The sequence below is a fragment of the Pseudoalteromonas sp. DY56-GL79 genome, assembly GCF_041414765.1.
Taxonomy (GTDB): domain Bacteria; phylum Pseudomonadota; class Gammaproteobacteria; order Enterobacterales; family Alteromonadaceae; genus Pseudoalteromonas; species Pseudoalteromonas piscicida.
Map to the genome: position 1 here is coordinate 16,716 of NZ_JANHZS010000011.1, position 20,493 is coordinate 37,208.

The window sequence follows — 20,493 nt, forward strand, 5'->3', positions numbered from 1 at the left end:
GGTTGCCAACCTTTTTCATTTATGAGTTATGCTGACACTTTATTTTGCATTTTCTCACCAACAAGTTTTGGTAATACTCGCTCAATGAACTGTTGAAGTGGCTTAACGTGCGCTTCTACGTCAGTCCAGTCCGCTTCTAAGTCCTCAATAATATGATGAGTCTCTATTACTTCACCCTGATAGCAAAGTTCAATGATGGGGTGTAGGAATTTACTTAACTCCGCATCAGTCGCGTTGTCTTTATGCACTCGAACCTGATTGAACGGGTCGCCTTCAATTGGTGCACCAAAGTCTAATGCTATCTGCAAATGATAGTGATCACCTAGGTGAGCATGGAGGTACGGACTCGGCAAGTGCTTATAATACTGTGCCATACCGCTCTTTGATACCGTAACTGCATCCACCATGAAGCCGTGCTGTTGCCATAGCGCGCTTGTCTCATTGATACGGTTCAGGATTACACTGCCGATAGCTTCTGGCGTACCTAAGTGTTGGTCGCATGCAAGCGTAGTATCATGATGCTTTTGTTTTAGCATCTCGACTAAGGCGCGGCTATTGTATCTAAAACCGTGAATAAAGCCTGAGGTCGACTTTCGATATTTGGTGGATTGTGTCAGCGTGCCGGCAAAATAAAGGCCTTTTACATTGATGGATTCAAAGCTGCAATCTAGAGATGGGAAGCGGCCTTCAATCATGAGATCAGGTTTTGCACTATCGGTAAAAATACTGCTGTCCATGGCAAATCCAGTACAGCAAATGATCTCGTCATACTCTATGGTTTCTTGCTCACCATTAGCATGAGCATAACTAAAGTGCACGATAAAACGGTTGTCTTGTTTCTCAATACGCTTAATGTCGGCGTCTAAGATGGCGTTTTGCGACTTCAGTTGATAAGTATCTAGAATATTGTTGTTTACTGCACGTAGGTCGCCAACATAGTGGGTCTTCCATGCCATATCTAAAGGATTTGGACTACAAACGTGAATTAGGCTGGTGGCAGGGATAAGGTGATCAGCCGTTTCGAAAGCTGAGTTTCCTTTACCGATAACAAGTACGCGTTTGTTTTCATATGGTGCCAAATCAATATTTAAGTCTGAGTATTGTGTAACTAGCTCTATTCCTTCGATCTTCGGAATATAAGGTTTAGGGACACCTGTGCTGACGATGACGCGGGCTGCTGTATATTGTTCATTATGAGTTGTGGTCACAACGAAGTGATCGGCAATCTTTTCGACGGATTTAACACGCTGGTTATAAGCAACATTTAGCTGATTTTGGTCAACATAATGGTTGAGGTATTTGACTAAGTTATCAGCACTTGGGAAAAAGTCGCGGTCAAAACTGGAAAAGTTAAGGCTGTAGTCATCGGTTAAGATGGAGTTCCAATCGTGTCTTAAGTTGAATTCAGGGTTTGTTGAGCCGGTAAATACTTTATTAATTGAAATTAGTTTCCGGTGAATTGGGAATGTTTCAAAAAAACATCCTGCGCGCTGACCTGACTCCAACATGAGGTAGGACAAGCCACTTTGTTTTAGGTGGTAAGCGGTTTGGACTCCTGCTGGGCCTGCGCCAATAATAAGATAATCAAGCATGTTCGTTGTTCCTTGTTGGTGTTGGTGCTGCAACAACTACTCTAGACAGGGTAACGTTCCCCGCTTTCCCTATTGCAGTTATGATATTAATTTGTTGTATAATTGTTGTTTTAAAATGTGTATTAATTGTGTATTTGCAATGTTTTTTTACCAATTAGGGAGCGACAGGTTTACCTTAAGTACGCAACCTACGCATGAGGATTTATACTGAGTGAGACACAATCAATGGAAATAAAAATGATGAAAAAGTTCGGACTTGCCATATTGGTAGTATTCAGTACGCTATCTTGGGCTAATGAAAAATTAAGTGAAGAACTCTCGGTGTTTACACCTTATCTTGGTACTTGGCAATCGGACTTTGACGTGCCTTCAGATAAACCAAAGATGCAGGATGTAAGTCACTGGGAACGAGCTTTAAATGGCACAGCCATTCGTACCTTACATTCAATCAACGATGGCATGTACGGCGGCGAGTCATTAATTTTCTGGGATAAAAGTAAAAACAGCCTAGTGTTTTACTATTTTACGACGGCAGGGTTTTACACCCAAGGAACGATGGAAGTCCTTAGCCAGACCGAGTTTGTGGCTTACGAAGATGTCATTAATAATAAAGATGGCATTACAAAGGTGAAATCAACCAGTAAATTTGAGAGTGGTCAATTTACGGTGTCGACACAATATATGAAAAACGGCGAGTGGACTCAACCTGAGTCGCGTGTTTACACGAAAAGTGAGAAAGAGGTTAAATTTAAGTAAGCCTTAAAGTGCCTCCTTGGAGGCACCGAACTGTGTTATTTGCTCTCGATTAGTAAATATCAGGGCAAGTATGGCGACCACACGTATTGGCAACACAATGCGTTAGCCTGTCTTGGCTGAAACGAAGCGCACCGCCTGCAACCTGTGGAGTCATTACGGCAGGTACAGTTTGCTTGTCAGCTGATAGGGCTTTGATTTTCTTCTTGTTTAACGATAATTTCATTTCAGTATTCCTTCTAAATTATAGGCTCTGATTGAGCTCATTATGTCGTAGTTATGTCATCTGATTTATTCTTAAATGAACAAAAAAGCAACATAACAACCAAGCTAAAACATATTGCTTACTTTTTCAACATTTTGCTATTAGTTACATTTTTTCAACGTTCTTTTGCGTCTGATAATGGTGATAGAGATGCTAAGCACTAAGTGGGCTTAGCATCACATGTCGATCTTATTCGTTATTTTTTCTCTAAACTCAAAGCTCGTCCTTTGCGGCCGGAGTTTGGCTGCGCTGCTCTAAGCGCCTGTACTTGATTAAGTGAGGTATTGAAGGGCACCCAGTTGCCGTTTTCAAGCTGTGCTTCGATAACAAAACCCGGGATGGCAGTAAAAGCGTCGAGTTTTGCTCCAGATAGCTGTTTTGCGGCGACGACAGGGATGCGAAACTCAATTCCGGCTTGTGCTAATTTAGGCAGCTCTTGAAGGCCCAAAATAGCCACGAATCGTTGCCAATCAGCCTCACGTTGCGCCTGTAGCTTAGCCGTAAAATATCCGCTAGACTGGCTGTATATACGACCTGCTTGGTACGGTAATTCCCACTCGGCATGGTGCCATGCTCGCTCTGCAAGGGCCAATAGCCGTGGATAAAGCATGTATTCGGCTTGTGCATCACTGCGCAGCATTTCACTCCATAAGTGCCCTTGTAGCCCGGCAAACTTAACCCCTTTGTTTAGTGATGAGTCGCTGTCGTTAGCTATGTAGGCGTGGTGATTGGTATTTTTCCAGATCTCTGCATGCGCAGGGAGGTTGTCTGGCATAAATTCAAACATCTTTTTGCTTTCGATAGCGCGACTTGCCCAGTGATTACCACGCTCTTCTGGGTGAGATTGATATGGAAAGTCAAAGTAGGTTACATCAGGGCTAGACAAGACAACCTGCCAGCCCTGATTGGCGAAGCGATGCGCGACGGCGTGCCCGTTTTCGCTTAATGTCGCCCAAGCATTGCTCTGTACGTTTGCTGGCATATTTGCAGCACGTACATCACCTAAACCGTCGCTCCACCCTGCAATCTGTATTCCTTTTTTATCAAGTAACTTTGCGATCCGCTCAATGAAGTAACCGTTAAAGTTGGTAAAATCTTTCACGCTTGCCTGCAATTTTTTACAAGCCGGCGACTCTAGCCAAGCACCTGCGGTTTCATCTGCACCTATATGGTAAGTGTTGAGTGGTACACCTGCACGGTCATGCAGCACTTTTACTTCGCTTAATACTTTGTCGATAAAGGTGTAAGTGTTTGCAATACAGACATTTAGCGTGTTGTCGTTGTAATGTTGAATGGAGCTATAACGCGTCTTGTCAGCAGCTTCTACTAACCGGTACTGCTGTGCATCCTCTGGTTTGCCTTGTGCCGTCAGCTTTTTATATCGCGCCTCCATGGCGATGATTGCAGCACGTGAGTGACCAGGCATATCTAATGAGGGTAACACCTCGATATGATGCGCCTTGGCATAGCGCAGGATCTCAATATAATCCTCTGCAGAGTAAAAGCCATTCACTTGCGCGTTTTTATCATTCCCTGCGCCTAATTGCGGCAATAGGCAGCGAGTTTCGGTCAAATCAAAGCAGCGATAAGCGCCGATAGAAGTGAGTTCATCAAGACCGTCGATGGCTAAGCGCCAGCCTTCATCATCCGCTAAATGAAGGTGCAGTTTATTTAGCTTGTACGCTGCCATCTGTTCAATGGTTTGTAAAATAAAGGCTTTGGAGCGGAAGTTGCGGGCAACATCGACGTGTAAACCACGAAAGTCATACCTTGGTGTATCAATAATATCCACCATGGGAATACTCAAATCATTGATATCCAACAGTCCTGCAAGGCTTTGTAGCGCATAAAATGCAGCGGCGCTGTTATTGGCTTGGATTGAGATGTTATTTTTGCCGACCGTCAGTTGATAATGTGGACTTGATTGTTTATTTGGCTTTACAGCGACATTAACTACAAGTCCGTCCTTGGTGCTTTTTACCCCGAGGGTATTGAGTCGCTGTTGTGCCATGGCGATAGCATCAGCTGAAATACCTGAAAGTTGCAGATTAATACCGGCTGCTAGATTGAGTCGTTTATCGGACAGCACTGTCAGTTGTTTGGGCTTTGGTATCAGCCCAATTGCAGCATCAAGAGTTGGCTTCACTTGATGTTGATATAAGTATTCGCTGCCCATCCACGGCGTGTCATCTTTACTGCTGGTTTGCAGCTGGTTGAGCGTAACAAATGGCGTCAAATAAGGTTGCAGCTCAAGTCCTGTGTCTTTATCGCGCTGGGTTTGCGTGCTTTTGATCACTTGTGGGGTGAGCTTAAGCTGCGCGTCTGTTACAACATAATTTGGCATAAATTCCGAGCGCGTAACCTGAGAATCCTTGGTATAAAAGCGCACGGTAGCGGGGGCGCTTGAAAACCCACTAAACCCTGCCGCAGGCGTGATTTTGTGAATATCACCATTGATATGGGTGATGGCAAAGTTATCGCCCTCAACATGGTAAATCGGCATCAGTTGGCTAAAAAAGATAGCAAAGTCATTATTTGCTTTGGTATTTTCTTTAGCTACGCTAAAGCTCAGCTCTGAGTAATAGCATTTTTGTTGTGCCTTGGGGCAGGTGGTTGGCTTGCTATCTAGCAAGGTGTACTTCACGTCAAGATTCTGGCCTAACCAGTTTACTGCGGTTTGGTCGAGCGCATAAAGGGGTGACGACACCCCAAAAAGTAGGGCCATAAGCCGATTAAACTTCATTGGCTAGTTCCTTGTTATCATGGTTAATTTTATTGTGTTGAAACAATCCGTATGCCCCTAAAAGTGGCGCGTGATTTAAGGTGCTTGGAATGACACGAACGGATTGATATAAAGCATTGCCAAGCAACTGCTGCATCTTGGCTTCAAGTGCGGCGTTAAAATAGTCATATGAATGCGTCACGGAGCCGCCTAGTACAATGACATCTGGGTTCAGCACCATGACTACTTGCGCGAGTGCATGACCAACGTGACCGCCAAAAGTCTCAAATTGTTGTAGTGCAAATGGGTCGCCACTGCGTGCTTGTTCGGCCAACCATCTCCCTTCAATTCCTTGTCGCCCAAAGAATTGTCCTGAAGCATAATCTTCAATAATTCCATCAAGATAGCTTAAGTTGCCTAGCTCTCCTGCAGCACTATGGTTACCCGTATATAAATTACCGTTAAACACAAAACCGGCACCAATACCTGTGCCAAGGCATACGCCAATTAGGTTGTTGGCATGGTGGCCACCATATAAGTATTCACCAAATGCAAAGCAGTTTGCGTCATTATGGACAACAACGGGCAAAGAAAAGTGCTGTTCTAACAATCCCTTCAGAGGCACATTTTGCCAATGAGGAATATTTTGTGTTGTCAGCACGGTGCCGCTGCACACATCCAGTGTGCTTGGTACGCCAATCGCAATACCAGTTGTTTCGGTCGTTAGGTTTTCTTCAATTAAACGGATAACAAAGGCATTAACTTGGTCTAAGTTGGCCTGACTAGGCACCGCATATTGGCGTACCTGCTCGACCTGAGTGTGCGTAACCGAAGCCGCAAGCGCTTTGGTGCCTCCCAAGTCAATACATAACAAAGAGTGATTCATCGTAATTTAACTATTTTCATTTAGAGGTTGAGACAGCGTCTTTTGACTATTGCCAAAAGTTTTATTTTTAATCAAAGGGTTAGCCCATACGCCAACACTCAGAATATAGCTAAGTGGCAGTAGTAACAGCAGGGCAGCAAGTTGTAAGTTGTTACTCAATTCAGCCGCAAAACCTATGATGGGAGACATAAAAGCACCGCCAATGATCCCAGTACATAAAATCCCTGTGATTGCGCCATGGCCGGTTTTGAATGAATTTAATGCCAGAGCAAAGATGACCGACCACATAATGGAGAGGAAGAATCCCACCATTGGAAAAGCAATAAGCGCTACGGTAGTGCTACCGAATAATGCACTTAGCAGTGCGATAGCGGCGCCAGAGCTGAATAAAATCAAAAGCTTTTGTGCATCAATAAGTTTAAGTAGTGCCAGTCCAAGTAAACAGCCTAAGGTTAGGCATAACCAGAATTCGCTCACCACTTTTGCGCCTTCGGTGGCTGGGTCTAGGCCATGATATTGCTGCAAAAACACGGAAATAAGGTTCGCGACACCTTGTTCTAGCGCAACATAAGCGGCGATGGCGGCAAAAAATTTCAATACGGTTTTATCTTTAAAAAAACCGATACTTTGTGACCAGCTCAGCTGCTGCTTTTTCTGCTCGGGTACCGCGCTAAATGGCGTAAATTGCGAGAGCAATAGCATCACGACGCTTAGGATAGCGAATACCGCATAGATACTTAGCCAAGCTTTGTCTGCTGGGATAACACCAGAAAGTGCCCCGCCAAATCCCTCTGCGGTGGTGACTTGAGACTGTAGTTTGCTATACACCAGAGGCGCGAGTGTTGCGGCAGCACCAAACATCAACTGCGCAAACACCGAAAGCACGGCAAAGTGTTCTGAACCACCGCTAGCGCGTAATAGTGGATTGATAGCCACTTGCAGTAGTGCCATGGCACAGCCGAGCATAAACAACGCAACCATGGCAATGGCAAACGTTGGCATTAGCACAAAGGTCGTTGCGCCAATTGCAGCAAGGGTAAATGCGAGCTGCATAACGGTTTTTTCTCCAAAACGCTGAACTAGCAGTCCCGCCGGAATAGACATCACACCATACGCGATAAAAAAGGCGAACGGGAAAAACCCCGCGAGCGTTAGGCCTATGCTGTAACTTTCTATTAGTGCTGGAAAAATCGCGCCTAAAATATTGGTGATAAAGGACACCGTAAAAAAGGTTGCCAATACTAAGGCAATCACTAGGTAGCTTTTTCTCATGTTGTATTTCCACTTTCATTAGAGAGCAGGTGATGGCGTGGCGATCTCGCTTGTGGGCAGACAAACAAAAAGATCAAGGGGAATCTCACCACCACCCGCAATTGGGTTATGCGCGGAATGCTTGTGCTCGCTGTATTTGTTCCAGTGCAGTTGTATGGGCAGTAAAATGCTCATCACTAAGCTTCGTTAGATAGGCCTTGGCCGCCTGTTCGATATGCTGTGGTGCTTGATCAAAGGGCATTTGGCAGGTGCTATCGCGATGATCCATGCCGCCAAGTAAGCAATACCAACTGGGACGAATATAGGGAGAGTACATCCTGTGTTGGTTGAGCCAAGCATCAAAATCACCACCGCTACGCCAGTGTGTGAGCAGCTCATCGAGCTCGCTTAAGCTCAGTGCCGCGACTTTTGCATCATGCCAATACTGCGTATCTGCGCGCTTGCTGGTGGCGTAATGTGCCAGAACATACTCTTTAATACCGAGCACCAGATCTGACAGTTGTTGATTGATGGCTTGTACCTCGAGCTGTTGTGAAAGCAGCCTATTTAATAACTCAATGCTATAACCTGTGACCATCAGCGCGGTGGCTTCGAGTGGTTCAATAAAGCTCTGCGCGAGACCAATAGCAAACACATTGCCTTCAACACTGCGTGTCATCATGCCCACTTTCATGGTGAGGTGTTTGGCTTGCCCTTTATCGAGTTGCGCGGCTTGACGCAGCTGAGCCTCAGCCTCTTCGGTGGTGGTATGTGCGCTGCTGTACACGTAACCATGTCCGGTTCTGCCTTGTAGCGGGATCTGCCAGCGCCAGCCGCACGGCATCGCGATAGCTGAAGTGCTTGAAGGTAGCGGGTTTATTTTATCGCCGGCAATCGCGACAGCTGAATCATTGAGTAACTGATCTGCAAAGGAAATAAAGGGCACTTCGAGTGTTTTCTCTATCAGCAGGGCGTTAAACCCTGAGGCGTCGACGTAAAAGTCGCTTTTCACCTGTGCACCCGACTCAAGTGTCAGTGCAATAATTTCTTTGGCGTGATGCTGTACGCTACTCACCGTACTTTGAATATGCATTACGCCTCGCGCTAGGCTAAATGCCCTTAACCAATCTGCAAGCTTTTGCGCATCAAAATGATAGCCGTACTCAAGCGCCCTTGGTAATGGACGCTGTGGCAGTGGTGCTTGTTGCTTGTCGGCAAGTACTGCGGCTAAAAAGTAATGTTCGGGCTTATCTATATATTCGCTACCACGACGTCTGGCGTTGGCGTTGACAAAGTAGACTTCCGCTGTTTTTGCATCCATTTCAGAGAAGAAGGGATGGAAATAGCTGCCATTGTCGCCATTCCAGTTATCAAAATAGATCCCGGTTTTATAGCTTGCTTGGCATGCGGGCATCCAATCGCGTTCTTTCACACCAAGACTTTGCATAAAAAGCTGCAAATGTGGCGTTGAGCCTTCGCCAACGCCAATTCTGCCAATACTCGATGACTCAATCACCGTAATTGATAAATTGGGTTGATGCTTTGCAAGGTAGGCTGCGCACATCCAACCGGCTGTACCGCCACCAAGGATGGTGAGTGACTGTATTGTTTTCATAGGCAAATGAGTTTTCATAGGCAAATGACCCCAGCCGTAAGCGACTGGGGCTCCGAGGTTAGAACTTATAGCTGACGCCAAGGTAATAACGCGTACCAAATTCAATGGTGTTCTGCGTTAAGTTGTAGTTGGTGTCGTAAGATTGAATAACCTCATTGGTCAGGTTTACACCCTCTAAGCTGACATCCAGATTTTCCATTGCATGCCACACCAACGATGCATCCCATTGTTGGTAGCTATCATTGCGCACCGCTTGTGCTGCACCGACGCCAATCCATTCACTACGCCAGTTATAAGCGATACGTGCACTGAACTGCTCGTTTTCGAAAAATAGCGAGCCATTGAATGAGTTTTCAGATACTCCCGGCACCATTTCTTTTGCATTATCTGGTGTGGTGGTTTCACTATCCACGTAGGTGTAGTTAGTAATAAAGCCGAAGCCATTATCAAAGCTATGTTGAAGCTGCAGTTCTATCCCTGTTACGTCACCGTCTCCGTTACTACGTGGGCGTGTGACTCGGCATTGATCATACTTAGAAGGGTCGGTACCGCATCCGTCTACATATTCAATCGCTTCGGTAGAAAAGACAACGTTGTCAATTTTCTTCACAAAAACGGCTGCTGAGAGCAAGGAAGCTTCGGTAAAGTAATATTCGACGCCAATATCAGCTTGATCTGCTTCGTATGGTTTAAGGTTCGGGTTACCACCGGTGGCAGAACCAAAGTTAGCATCAATCGCTAGACCTGGTTTTAAGTCGTTATAATTAACTCGAGACATAACGCTAGAGGCGGCCGCACGGATGATAATATCGTCGCTGTAGTCATAAGCGAAGTTGATGCTCGGTAGCCAGTTGTCGTAGTCAACCGTTTCATCGAACACCGTGTTATCAACATAACCGCTGGACTGCTGTTCTGTATCCACATAGCGTAAGCCGATATTACCGCGGAAGTTTTCACCGCTGAATTCACTTTGCACATAGATAGCGAGCATATCTTCTTCGACATTGTAGGTTTTACCAAAATCTTGCTGCTCGATTAATTCACCCGCCTCATACTTGCCAGTGATAAAATTCCACCACTTATCTTCATCGAGCTTGGCGTATGAATTAAGAATATGTCCGCCCGTTTGCGAATGAAGATTGGTAAAAATACCATCACTCCAGTTAGCTAAGCTATTACCATCAGGGACAAAACCAACAACATCCGCTGGATTTCTTTGTATTGCGATACGTGCAAATTCGTTTTTATTAACCTTCACACCCGCTTTGATGTTCTTGAAGTAATCATGCTCTAGCATCCACTTGATATCGGCTTGCGCATAACTTACCTCATGTTCTTGAATCGTAGTTTGGAAGTTTGATTCATGAGCAAATTTGAGCTGTGAGGCATCGGTTGGGTCTAGCGAATCAAACCAAATTTGATAAGGGCCGGATGCATCGTAAGTAAAGCCGCCATCAGTACTATTTTGACCGTTAGGGAAGGCTGGATCGCCAATTTTTCCACCCTCATCTGTTGCCGGGATCCACCAACTTGAGGAGCCAAACTGTGTACCACCATCAGATGTTGAGCGACCAATAACACCGCTAATCTCGAAAGTTTCACCGACGTATTTACCACTGAAGTTTAAAGCATCGACTTCCATATTTACGGCGTTACGAACAGTAGGGTTGTATATGATGTTCGCGTAAGCTGGCAAAATACGCGCACGCTGTGTACCGCCTGCAGCGTTGTTTTGTACATCAACAGCACCTGCACCACGGGCACTTACGGTAAGAAAGTTATGGTTTACATGTGGATTGTCAAACTCAAAGCGAAAGTAGTCTACCGCAAATTCGGTGTTATCGCTTGGTGCAAATTGCGCGGTAAGTTGCGCGCTGGTGCGCTCGCGCTCAGCTCTGAATGCTTGCGAGCCGATAGCCCAAGCGCCCACTGTAGATGCTTGTCCCGTGTCTTGATCCGCCGCAAAATATTCATAGTAGCCACCAATGGATTCAATAACGTGACGGCCTGAAGTCAGGTTCTCAATAGAGTATGCTGCGAGCACACCAAATTTTTCATCGTCACTTTTCCAGCTACCTAAAAATGAGCCACTTATATCATTTTCATCATACAAGGTAGATCGGCCCATTTCTGCTGACACCATGTAAGTGTGTGCATCTAAGTCCAGTGGCTTACGCGTGATAAGATTCACTGTACCACCCAGCGCACCTTCTTCAAGGTTTGCTTCAGGCGTTTTGTAGACGTTAACTGCCGAAACTTGCTCTGCTGATAACAGCTCCATGTTAAAAGTACGCGTCGATGGACCCAAATCATACCAATCGGTACTGGCAACGGATTGGCCATTTAATAAAATACGCGATTGCTCGGGCGCGGTACCACGGATAGTAACACCACTTACTTCACCATATTGGCGGTCGACCGTAACCCCAGAAATACGCTGTAGCGCATCACCAATGTTTTTGTCGGGAAACTTACCAATATCTTCCGAGGTGATAGCATCAACAATACCATCTGCAAAGCGCTTGGTGTTCATTGAAGCTTCAAGCGAGCGGCGAATGCCTCTTACTTCAATTACTTCGACTTTTTCTGTTGCGCTTTGTTCTTCGGCTAATGCTGATGGTGCAGCGGTGAGTAAAAGGGGGGATAAGATACTTGCTGTCACGATGGCGGCAAGTTTATTCAATTTAAATTGCTTCAACTTAGTTGTTTTCATTGTTCTGCCCATTGTTCCTATTTGTTGTTGGCAGAAGCTAGGGTATCGCCTTGAGTGTTTTTTAAGCGGTATATTTCTATCTACTAATGATACTTTTCACGCTTAAATGAGCGTAATTTGACAAAAATACTTCACTGCACTTCAGGCTGTCGCTATATTTCGATAGATTAATATTGTTTAGTGATTGAATTTGCATGGTGTGCAACTAAGTGTAACGAGTAGTTGTTTTAAAGTTTATAACATGCCGATTTTAAATAAGTTTATTAATGTAAAAGGAAATTGCTATGCGAGCGATGTACGAGAAAGTACTACCATCTCCTGGATGTTCATGGCGTTATTGCCTGTATCAATTACCCGAAATTCCCTTTAATTGGCACTATCATCCGGAATATGAGATCTGTTTGACGCTCAACAGTGTCGGTGTATGTCATGTGGGTGACCATATTGCCCCTTACGAAGACTTAGATTTGGTGATCCTAGGCCCTGACTTACCACATACTTGGCAGTCAAAACCGAATCCGGATCACTCCGCTCACGTTGTCCATGTTGCACAAATACCCGCACACTGGTTGGAATCTTTAGTGGCTCAGCATCCTGAATTACATGGCTTATCTGAATTGTTAAATGCAGCGCGCCGTGGCGTCAAATTTCCTGTGGAAGTCGCAAGGCAAGCGAAAAAGTGGTTTGAGCAAATCGCGGATGCCGAGCCGTTAATGCGCTTTGTGCTTTTGCTTGAAATGTTAACGCGGATGACGACATCGAATTATCAACATTTAGCCAGTAGCGGCTTTCGCTTTGACGCCCGCCATGACCCCGCGAAAGACAAGTTCGACCGAGTTATTGCCTATATCTATGATAATTACACCGACAAATTAAGCGCCGATGAGCTTGCACAGCAAGTGCACATGAGCACCAATCACTTTCATCGTTTCTTTAAAAAACGCACGGAGCGAACTGTGACGGAGTTTATCAATCAACTGCGTATTGCCAAGGCCTGTAAACTATTAATTAGCTCAGCCTCTCCTATTAGTGTGATATCGGATCAATGTGGTTTTAATAATATTTCTAATTTTAATCGTCGTTTTCAAGCGTTGAAGGCGTGTACGCCCAGTGAGTTTCGTGCACGGCTGCACCAAAAGGCATTGTATTGATCTGGACGTAAGCCTGTTTATTGTGCGTTTTAATCAAAACTTCAATTCAAACCGTGAATATTTCGTAATGCTATGATATTCATGCTTATTCCTAAATATTCAACTTGGTATTTATCAAGGAATTGCCAAGAATGTGCCGGGTCGCAACAACAATAAACGAGGATGACCGTGATGACACTAGGACACTTTATTAAACAGATCCGTACACAGAAAGGCTTAAGCCAACCCCAGCTAGCTGAGCAAATGTGTGTTGAGCAAAGCTATTTATCTAAACTAGAAAACGACAAATCCGTGCCTTCTAACGAGGTATTTAGAAAGTTGCTAACGGCGCTCAATTTATCTTTAGATGAGTGTATGCAAACCCTTTCAACACTAGGGAAGCGTGAAGAATTAAGCCAAATTCCAGATATAGAGTATTGGTATAAGCAACATCAACAATCAAAACAAAAGCAATATAAGCAACTTGCGATATTCGCTATTTTGCTAGTGTCTTTCGGTGTCGGGTTATTTTGGAGTGGCTACAAACAGATATTTTTTAGTGAAAGACTGTTTGAGTATGAATCTCAGGGTGTATTGCAAGCCGGTGAGCCCGTGGAGCTATATAGAAAGTGGCGCTTTCTCCTTGTTCCTCATAGTAAGAATAGTGATCTTGAATTTGTGGAGCAAGTTGAGCTTGCCATGGCGAAACGTTTAGACAAAAAAACGGAGCTTTTCTCAGATTACAGAGGAGGCGCTTACACCGAATCGGTAACTGATGGCAGAAGACATTATCGTTTTCAAGGGTCTAGATTTGTTGAACGTGTAGAAAACGCCTGGTTGCAATTTGTTGGCTTATTGTGCCTCTCTGCTGGGGTTATGCTAACTTTAGTAGGTAAGCGGCTAGTTAAACCTTAGATTATCAATATAGGTGTAAGATGCAAAAACGATTATTTTTTGGTATTGGCATGGATGACGACGCTCGAGCGCATATCGGCCAGTGGCTGGTAGATAGTGTGAGTGCGAGTAAAGCCAATACTCAGCCGAATAATTGGCATCTTACACTGGCGTTCCTTGCGATGGTAGAAGAGTCAAAAGTAGCCGAGCTTTGTGATTTTGCAAGTAGCTTATCGGTGCCTAAATTTACACTCACCTTTAGTGACTATGGCTACTGGCAGCACAATGGCATTTTTTACTTAAAGCCCGAACAAAAACCACAAGCTTTGCTTGATTTAGCCAATCCACTGCGTGCTTTTGGAGAAAAATGTGACCTTTATCACAACCCGCATCCGTTCTCACCACATATCACACTATTTAGAAATTGTAAGCCAGAGCCGAGTGTTACGAAGCCCATTACGCCTTTTTCACTCACAGTAAAGAAATTTCATCTCTATCATTCTCACCGCAATGAACGAGGCTTGATCTACGACCCTATTGAGTCCTTTTTTCTGGGCTGAAACGTCTATTTTGAATGCTTTTTCCAAATAGAATAGAGTGTACTGCTAAGTAAACAGCTAAATAGCAAGACAAAGATATAATTTGGCACGCCGTTATAAAGATATAACGAGAGGTTAGTTGCTAATAATAGTAATAATGCAATGTACTTCATTCAGTTTAGTTCCTAGATTCTTCAAAGCTCTATTGAGAGCTAATGTTTGATACATCCCCTGTTATACCCGTTTGTAGCAGGCCTTAGTTTTTCTTAGAGTAAAAAGGTTCGAGTAGATAACAGGCTAATCCATAGGCGCAGCCGAATCCGATAGCAACAATTGGTAGCATTTGTATTTCACTAGCACCAAGCCAACTGCCAAAAATAAACACCAATGACACAACAGAAACTAGGCATATTGTTATCTTTGCGAGCACAACTAAAATATGCTGCTTCAAAGGTAAGTCGCACTTTTCCTTCCATCTCTCTTGCAGTACTACGTAAATAAAAACGAAAAACACAGGTAACAGAGACTCAATAAACTCAAACATGATTTCGTGTCCTACTAAGTAGGTCAGATCCAGAACACGGAGCTGACCGATAGGTTAAGCGTATTTATTGTAAAGCTTCTTCGCTAATCCACCCAAAGATGCGCCAACTAGAAAGGCAGCAACAAATCCAGCGCTATTAACTTGGGCTGTTACCAGACTATATCAGTAGCGACTAGAGCATCATGACAGAGAGGTCTTGCTGGAAATACAAGAGGTGTAGTTATGACTGCCATCCGTATTCGCCAGAGATTCACTCAATAAATCAACATGTCCTTGATGCGACTTAGTCAAATTACCATAAAAACTCACAAGTTCAAAAACCAAGAAAATAAAATTTATTCATTAATATTAGTGCATTATGTTTATATATTATAGGGGAATAACAACTCAGTTTGCTAATCGTTATAATTGTTTGTTAGCTATGTAGCCAGCGCTTTAGCTTTTTAACCAAAGTTTCAAACCAAGTGAGTTGATAACGCTGGTATTTAGCGCACTTGAGGAATAGCTTTTTGGTGGCCTCGTTTCGTGCCGGACTAATATGTAGGCGACTGCACTCTTTACTTGCGCTGTGCCAATCTTGTGCGCTGACGGCTTTAATCAAATTAGGAAAGGCCAAAAATAACTTACTGGTACCAAGGTTGTAAGCCATATCCAATAGCGCAATCTTAGCGGGCGTCGGTAATAGTTGATAAGGAATGCTGCCAGTTTCTTGCTTGGCAAGAAAATGAATGAGGTACTGCTCAAATTCTTTGATTTGCTCTATAAGACATTTTTTAGACGCTTTTGGTGGCAAAGTAAGCTCGGTATATTGCGCATACCAAGAAGCCTTGTAGCCGCTGGGTTTGCCCTTAATATTACGGTATTCATCGCGCTTTTGTTGTAGGGTGGCAGAGCGTTTGGAGCGCCTATCTCGCATCGGTAATTGGCAGAACTGCTCAACATTTTGCATATGGAAGCCAACACCAATCGTCGGATTGGCATTCACATCTAGGTACAAATGTAGCACCTCACCTTCAAACTGCATGAGGTGAGTGATTACTCGCTGATAGAATTTATCTGTGTTGTTGAACAACTAGGTACCTCAGTGATCACTGCTTTTTCGTTTGTGGTATAGCACTGTTTTAGTATAGAACAGTAGCAGGCCTCTGCCTTAAAAACCGACTTATGGGCATCGATTTTGTCCCATAATCCACGATTAAAATTGCTTTTTGGCATGGTAAAGATATTAAAAGCATCACCATCTGCCAATAAAACCTTTTGTGGTGCGCTTGATACATACCAGCCAAACTTTTTTAGATAATTGATATTTGACTCTTCGTTTTGAGCATCGCTAAGTGCTGCTTGATAGGCATTAAGGTTGCAACATGCATCCATAAGTTCGATAACATCAAAGTAATTTTCGCCATCAAACTCGTACTTAATGTAGTGGATTATGGCAGGTCCGGTCCCCGAATTGCGAATATCGACTCTAATCGTTGCTTGAGTCGACTCTAAATCAAAGTTGCTATAGCTGAATTGTAGCCATGGCCAAGTTTCAGTTTTTAGCTGCTTTTCGGCTGCGGAAACCTGCTCTTGAGCAGCTTTTGCCTGCAGATAAGTGGCGTAAAACGATGCCGCTGAAATAAACATCGCACACAAAGCCAAAATGGTGTTCATTTTGGAGCGAGAAAGTTTAAAGGAGCCCCTTGAGTGTCTCGAGCTGTGTGGCTGTGGCCGAGCAGGCTTTGCTGCCTGCGTTTCGGCTACATTTTCAGAGGGTAAGTTATTATTGTTATGTTCTGACATATTTATCCAACTGACACTACGCCCTAAGGCGACAGAAATACCAGTAACGTATCGCCAATTTTCAGTCTATCTGTCGATAGCTGGTTCCATTGCTTTAGCTTAGCGACACTGACATTAAATTGCTTAGCTATGCGCCATAAACTATCGCCGTGTTTGATCTGATAGTCCAGTTGTTTGTCAGCCAAAATGGGCAAAATTAGCTTTTTTCCTGCACGAATTCGGTCACTCTTTAATTGATTAAAGGCTTTTAATTCGGCGACGGTTAGCGAATAGCGCTTTGCAATAGTGCTGAGAGAGTCTCCACGTTGGATAGTATAATGTTGCCATGTATCCGCGGGCATTTTTGGTAAGTGTGTGAGCATGGTTTGCCACTCTGACACGCGCGCTGTGGGAATGACAATATGCTCAGGGCCGCCGAGTAATGCAGGAAAACGTGCATAGCCTGGATTTAATACCTCGACTTCTTTCCAGCCTTTGAGATCAGATAAGATGGCTTGTTGTTCGAGTTTAATAACGCTGATTAGAGAGCGATTAGGGATTTTAGGAAACTTCATCAAGTCATGCTTTAGCAGCTGTGATGCCGCAAGTAGCTTTGGTACGTAGTGACTGGTTTGGCGCGGTAGCTTCAAATGGAAAAAGTCAGTTGGCTTACCTGCTTTTTTATTTCGTTCAATGGCCGCAAGCACTCTACCTTCACCCGTGTTATAGGCGGCAATGGCATGATACCAATCACCATCAAAACGTTTGTGGAGGTATTGCAAAAAGTCCAATGCGACGCGGGTCGAGTCTACGATATCTTGGCGGCCGTCATACCAAGCGTTGATCTTGGCACCATAATGTTTTGCAATCAGCGGCGTTAGTTGCCACAAACCCGACGCATGCTTGTGAGAATAGGCTTGGGTATTAAAGTCACTTTCAATTAGCGGCATCAATGCCAGTTCTATTGGCATATCGCGCTTTTCGACTTCTTCTACTAAGTAATAAAGTAGCGGCGCTGCACGTTCACTGATGGTATCCATATAATTGGGATGCCTGAGGTACCAATCAATCCGTTGTTTTACACGCTTATCGTCGGAATCGGCAAAGCTGAGCTGATCTTTAATACGGAGCCATAAATCATCAGTTGCGAGCGGATCATATGGCGTTTTAACTACTGTTTTAGCTTCGTTTTTGACTGTATTTTTTGGCTTATTTACACCAGTTTGCACGGAGTTATCAGGTGTTGGTTTATCCTGTTGAGGTTGCTGTATTTGGCTACAGCCATTTAGTAGCAGGATTGCCGTAAGTAATGGAGTGATGAGGTTTTTCATAGAGCCTTTTTTGTTATCCTTTTATTATGCAGTCCAACGAGGCATCTGAACCGCATAAGATTGTATATAAATTCGGTGCAAATGCAAAAATAGACACCTTACCTGTTGCGGCTGTGTAGTGTAGGGTGATGAAATGGATACTAAATGAACTTTAGCGTTACAGCATTTAGCATTGATTAATGGAATTAATGCAATAACACTCGGTTACTTGGTAATTGTGTATTGCTCACTTACTCAAGGCGTAGTTGGTGCTTAAACTGTGTTTTATAGGTTCGCGAGAGCGTTAATACTTTCCCACTTAGCAATGCGATTTCACTGTCACCGCTGGCGAGCGGCGTAATACTTACCACTTTAGACACATTAATAGCAAAAGAGCGATGAATACGCACGAAGCCAACGGGGTCTAAGCGCTGACATAACGTAGCAAGCGTGGAACGTAGCGGATAAATGCGGCCATTTACGTGTAGATTGACGTAATTTCCAGACGACTGTAACCACTCAACCTCTTCAACTTTAACGATAAATTCTTTACCAAGCTTACGTACCAATAAGTGATGAATAGGTTTGTGGAGTGTTTCATCTTCATCGCTTTCTTGTTTTATCGGAGATGCTTCACCAAGCATATGGGAGACACTAAATTGATAAGCTTTTATGAGTGCAATAAAGAACACTAAGCTCCATGCATCTTTTTGATATTCATAGATAAGTTCAAACCAAGAAAGGTGAAAGTTGTAATCTAGTTGCAAACTAAAATAAATCGTTTCACGTAATAACACCATGATGCCAACATGGCCAAAACAAAATAACAGTGAGGCAATAAAAAAGCTAAAAGCGACGTTAACAGGTTTATGCCACAGCCAAGGAAATGCGTTTAAATACCAAGATATGGTAGGAATTAAGGCTAAGCTGGCAGCTGCACTGGTATATTCCCACACGAAAGGCTCCCACAGCGCAAAATCGAGCTGCGCATCTCGGTTGGCATCCATGATCAGAGTAATGGCATTCAAGGTGTTGTTAATCGTTAGAAAGAGGGCGAGTAATGCCATTGCCATCAAAGGGTGGTATTGCTGAATAAAGGTACGTGAAAACATCATGGTTTGAGTTTTTCTTTTACTCTAGCAACTGGATGCAAAGCGGTCACTTATTTTATCCCACTATTCCACGGTTTATCCCTAGCTATTGTTATTTAAGCAAATTTCGTTTGTTTGTACGCTGTATTGGCGCACTGTAGGGGTAAGTTTACTTTCAAAAAGAAAATAACATGGATCATTTAAATCGGCGAGTAGAGCTAGACTGGCTGCGTGTTATTGCATTTACGATACTCATTTTTTATCACACCGCTATGTTATATGTACCTAACTGGGGTTTTCACTACAAAAGTGCTTATACTTCGGTTTGGCTAGAATATCTGATGTTACTGATCTCACCATGGCGCATGTTGCTTATCTGGTTTATCTCGGGAGTTGCGCTTAGATATATTTTTGATAAACAAGGTGCATGCACAGCCATGCTCTTTCGTACTCCTTTGCTATTGCTCCCGCTATTATTTGGTATATGGCTTGTTGTGCCCGTACAACTGTACGCAGAAATGCAGCAAAATGCTGGATTAACGCTTGGGTTTGTTGATTTTTACAAACAGTTTATTGATTTTAACAGCCCTTTATTCAGTCGGTATCAAAGCGGTATTTGGCCCCATGTTGATGTCAATCACTTGTGGTATTTGCGAGAATTATGGCGTTTTACTTTGTTCCTTGCTGTGTTGCATATCGTCTTTAATTCTAAGCATCAAGTAATGCTACGGCATTTTATCACTTTGTGCTGGTCAACTTATCTACTAAGCGTGTTGGCTTTTGCAAGCTTACTTTGGGCTCAGCTAGCATTGGACGGCGATAGCGAAAGAGAATTTCAGGGGTTTGTTTTTCTGCTCGCAGGTTATCTGCTTGCTAAGCATAATCGGTTTTGGGCTTGGCTTGCTCGGCAAGGTAAAGTGCTACTGTGGGTTTGTGCAGTCAACGCCATAATTATTTTGCTTTTATATCATTTTTACTGGTTGCAGCAAGATACGCGCACAACCTTCATTACTTGGAGTGGGAGTATAGTGTTGGTGTTGCAGCGCGTGTGTGCGGTGTTGTTGATATTAGCATTAGCAGCGCGTTATCTTAACCGTCCTCATCCGCTGCTTACGAGGCTCAATAAAGTGGTGTTTCCCATCTATCTCTGGCACCAAAGCGTGATTATTGCCTTGGCGCTTTGGCTGAGCCGTTATCAACTCGGTGGTGTGTTTGAGAGCCTATTGGTGATCACAGGAACGCTGCTATTTTCTGGATTGTTGTTTTGGCTGGTGCCAAAGCTGGGTTCCCTTGGGTTGATGGTGGGGTATCGCGCAGCCTTGCTGACAAACAATAAAACTCTTTGGGGCGTGGGGTGTTTGTTATTGTTGCCGCTGATCCTCCGGATTATTTAACCAGTGCACTGCGCCATTGTGCAATAAATG

The 20,493-nt window shown here is 43.9% G+C and carries 17 protein-coding genes; 5 read left to right on the top strand and 12 right to left on the bottom strand.

Going from position 1 to position 20,493, the window contains the following annotated elements; genetic code table 11:
* Positions 1–26: 26 nt before the first annotated feature.
* Complete coding sequence (locus NO992_RS09450) at positions 27–1,592, bottom strand: NAD(P)-binding domain-containing protein (RefSeq protein WP_371376413.1); 1,566 nt, start codon at positions 1,590–1,592, stop codon at positions 27–29.
* Positions 1,593–1,829: 237 nt separating this feature from the next.
* Here NO992_RS09450 and NO992_RS09455 point away from each other — a divergent pair, with 237 nt between their 5' ends.
* On the top strand, positions 1,830–2,348 hold the full coding sequence (locus NO992_RS09455; RefSeq protein WP_371376416.1) for a hypothetical protein: 519 nt from the start codon (positions 1,830–1,832) through the stop codon (positions 2,346–2,348).
* 49 nt (positions 2,349–2,397) lie between these two features.
* On the opposite strand, the gene NO992_RS09460 is transcribed toward NO992_RS09455, so the two are convergent.
* From NO992_RS09460 to NO992_RS09485, 6 genes are all read right to left on the bottom strand, one after another.
* A complete protein-coding gene (locus NO992_RS09460; RefSeq protein WP_017218574.1) occupies positions 2,398–2,571 on the bottom strand; it encodes a hypothetical protein in 174 nt (57 codons plus the stop codon).
* A 235-nt stretch (positions 2,572–2,806) separates the two neighbouring features.
* Entirely contained in the window at positions 2,807–5,353 is a 2,547-nt protein-coding gene (locus tag NO992_RS09465) for a family 20 glycosylhydrolase (RefSeq protein ID WP_371376419.1), read from the bottom strand.
* The gene (locus NO992_RS09470; RefSeq protein WP_045965505.1) at positions 5,343–6,218 is read right to left on the bottom strand and encodes an ROK family protein; all 876 of its coding nucleotides are present in this window, start codon (positions 6,216–6,218) and stop codon (positions 5,343–5,345) included. Before NO992_RS09470 ends, NO992_RS09465 begins: the two co-directional genes overlap by 11 nt.
* A 6-nt stretch (positions 6,219–6,224) precedes the next feature.
* Positions 6,225–7,490: an MFS transporter gene (locus NO992_RS09475; RefSeq protein WP_371376423.1), complete on the bottom strand. Its 1,266-nt coding sequence runs from the start codon at positions 7,488–7,490 to the stop codon at positions 6,225–6,227.
* 106 nt (positions 7,491–7,596) lie between these two features.
* Positions 7,597–9,084, bottom strand: a complete 1,488-nt coding sequence (locus tag NO992_RS09480; RefSeq protein WP_232288086.1) for a tryptophan halogenase family protein — start codon at positions 9,082–9,084, stop codon at positions 7,597–7,599.
* Between the two features lie 58 nt (positions 9,085–9,142).
* Entirely contained in the window at positions 9,143–11,797 is a 2,655-nt protein-coding gene (locus NO992_RS09485; RefSeq protein ID WP_371376426.1) for a TonB-dependent receptor, read from the bottom strand.
* Between the two features lie 284 nt (positions 11,798–12,081).
* Here NO992_RS09485 and NO992_RS09490 point away from each other — a divergent pair, with 284 nt between their 5' ends.
* From NO992_RS09490 to thpR, 3 genes are all read left to right on the top strand, one after another.
* Positions 12,082–12,948, top strand: a complete 867-nt coding sequence (locus NO992_RS09490; RefSeq protein WP_010377630.1) for an AraC family transcriptional regulator — start codon at positions 12,082–12,084, stop codon at positions 12,946–12,948.
* Positions 12,949–13,119: 171 nt separating this feature from the next.
* On the top strand, positions 13,120–13,842 hold the full coding sequence (locus NO992_RS09495; protein ID WP_371376429.1) for a helix-turn-helix domain-containing protein: 723 nt from the start codon (positions 13,120–13,122) through the stop codon (positions 13,840–13,842).
* A gap of 20 nt (positions 13,843–13,862) precedes the next feature.
* Positions 13,863–14,381: an RNA 2',3'-cyclic phosphodiesterase gene (gene thpR, locus NO992_RS09500; RefSeq protein WP_253105933.1), complete on the top strand. Its 519-nt coding sequence runs from the start codon at positions 13,863–13,865 to the stop codon at positions 14,379–14,381.
* Positions 14,382–14,616: 235 nt separating this feature from the next.
* Here thpR and NO992_RS09505 read toward each other — a convergent pair whose 3' ends face one another.
* From NO992_RS09505 to NO992_RS09525, 5 genes are all read right to left on the bottom strand, one after another.
* The gene (locus NO992_RS09505; RefSeq protein ID WP_253105931.1) at positions 14,617–14,904 is read right to left on the bottom strand and encodes a hypothetical protein; all 288 of its coding nucleotides are present in this window, start codon (positions 14,902–14,904) and stop codon (positions 14,617–14,619) included.
* Positions 14,905–15,319: 415 nt separating this feature from the next.
* Positions 15,320–15,976: a hypothetical protein gene (locus NO992_RS09510; protein WP_371376432.1), complete on the bottom strand. Its 657-nt coding sequence runs from the start codon at positions 15,974–15,976 to the stop codon at positions 15,320–15,322.
* Complete coding sequence (locus NO992_RS09515) at positions 15,940–16,689, bottom strand: hypothetical protein (RefSeq protein ID WP_371376435.1); 750 nt, start codon at positions 16,687–16,689, stop codon at positions 15,940–15,942. The genes NO992_RS09510 and NO992_RS09515 overlap by 37 nt, the downstream gene beginning before the upstream one ends.
* A gap of 23 nt (positions 16,690–16,712) precedes the next feature.
* Complete coding sequence (locus NO992_RS09520; RefSeq protein WP_371376438.1) at positions 16,713–17,999, bottom strand: LysM peptidoglycan-binding domain-containing protein; 1,287 nt, start codon at positions 17,997–17,999, stop codon at positions 16,713–16,715.
* Between the two features lie 230 nt (positions 18,000–18,229).
* Positions 18,230–19,093 carry a LytTR family DNA-binding domain-containing protein gene (locus tag NO992_RS09525; RefSeq protein ID WP_371376441.1) on the bottom strand — a complete coding sequence of 288 codons (864 nt, stop codon included), beginning with the start codon at positions 19,091–19,093 and terminating at the stop codon, positions 18,230–18,232.
* Between the two features lie 167 nt (positions 19,094–19,260).
* Here NO992_RS09525 and NO992_RS09530 point away from each other — a divergent pair, with 167 nt between their 5' ends.
* Positions 19,261–20,463: an acyltransferase gene (locus NO992_RS09530; RefSeq protein ID WP_371376444.1), complete on the top strand. Its 1,203-nt coding sequence runs from the start codon at positions 19,261–19,263 to the stop codon at positions 20,461–20,463.
* Positions 20,464–20,493 lie beyond the last annotated feature (30 nt).

Excerpts from the sequence above, each read along its gene's own strand:
- NO992_RS09450 (WP_371376413.1), bottom strand. The coding sequence starts at position 1,592 with ATGCTTGATTATCTTATTATTGGCGCAGGCCCAGCAGGAGTCCAAACC.
- NO992_RS09455 (WP_371376416.1), top strand. The coding sequence starts at position 1,830 with ATGATGAAAAAGTTCGGACTTGCCATATTGGTAGTATTCAGTACGCTA.
- NO992_RS09460 (WP_017218574.1), bottom strand. The coding sequence starts at position 2,571 with ATGAAATTATCGTTAAACAAGAAGAAAATCAAAGCCCTATCAGCTGAC.
- NO992_RS09465 (WP_371376419.1), bottom strand. The coding sequence starts at position 5,353 with ATGAAGTTTAATCGGCTTATGGCCCTACTTTTTGGGGTGTCGTCACCC.
- NO992_RS09470 (WP_045965505.1), bottom strand. The coding sequence starts at position 6,218 with ATGAATCACTCTTTGTTATGTATTGACTTGGGAGGCACCAAAGCGCTT.
- NO992_RS09475 (WP_371376423.1), bottom strand. The coding sequence starts at position 7,490 with ATGAGAAAAAGCTACCTAGTGATTGCCTTAGTATTGGCAACCTTTTTT.
- NO992_RS09480 (WP_232288086.1), bottom strand. The coding sequence starts at position 9,084 with ATGAAAACAATACAGTCACTCACCATCCTTGGTGGCGGTACAGCCGGT.
- NO992_RS09485 (WP_371376426.1), bottom strand. The coding sequence starts at position 11,797 with ATGAAAACAACTAAGTTGAAGCAATTTAAATTGAATAAACTTGCCGCC.
- NO992_RS09490 (WP_010377630.1), top strand. The coding sequence starts at position 12,082 with ATGCGAGCGATGTACGAGAAAGTACTACCATCTCCTGGATGTTCATGG.
- NO992_RS09495 (WP_371376429.1), top strand. The coding sequence starts at position 13,120 with ATGACACTAGGACACTTTATTAAACAGATCCGTACACAGAAAGGCTTA.
- thpR (WP_253105933.1), top strand. The coding sequence starts at position 13,863 with ATGCAAAAACGATTATTTTTTGGTATTGGCATGGATGACGACGCTCGA.
- NO992_RS09505 (WP_253105931.1), bottom strand. The coding sequence starts at position 14,904 with ATGTTTGAGTTTATTGAGTCTCTGTTACCTGTGTTTTTCGTTTTTATT.
- NO992_RS09515 (WP_371376435.1), bottom strand. The coding sequence starts at position 16,689 with ATGTCAGAACATAACAATAATAACTTACCCTCTGAAAATGTAGCCGAA.
- NO992_RS09520 (WP_371376438.1), bottom strand. The coding sequence starts at position 17,999 with ATGAAAAACCTCATCACTCCATTACTTACGGCAATCCTGCTACTAAAT.
- NO992_RS09525 (WP_371376441.1), bottom strand. The coding sequence starts at position 19,093 with ATGATGTTTTCACGTACCTTTATTCAGCAATACCACCCTTTGATGGCA.
- NO992_RS09530 (WP_371376444.1), top strand. The coding sequence starts at position 19,261 with ATGGATCATTTAAATCGGCGAGTAGAGCTAGACTGGCTGCGTGTTATT.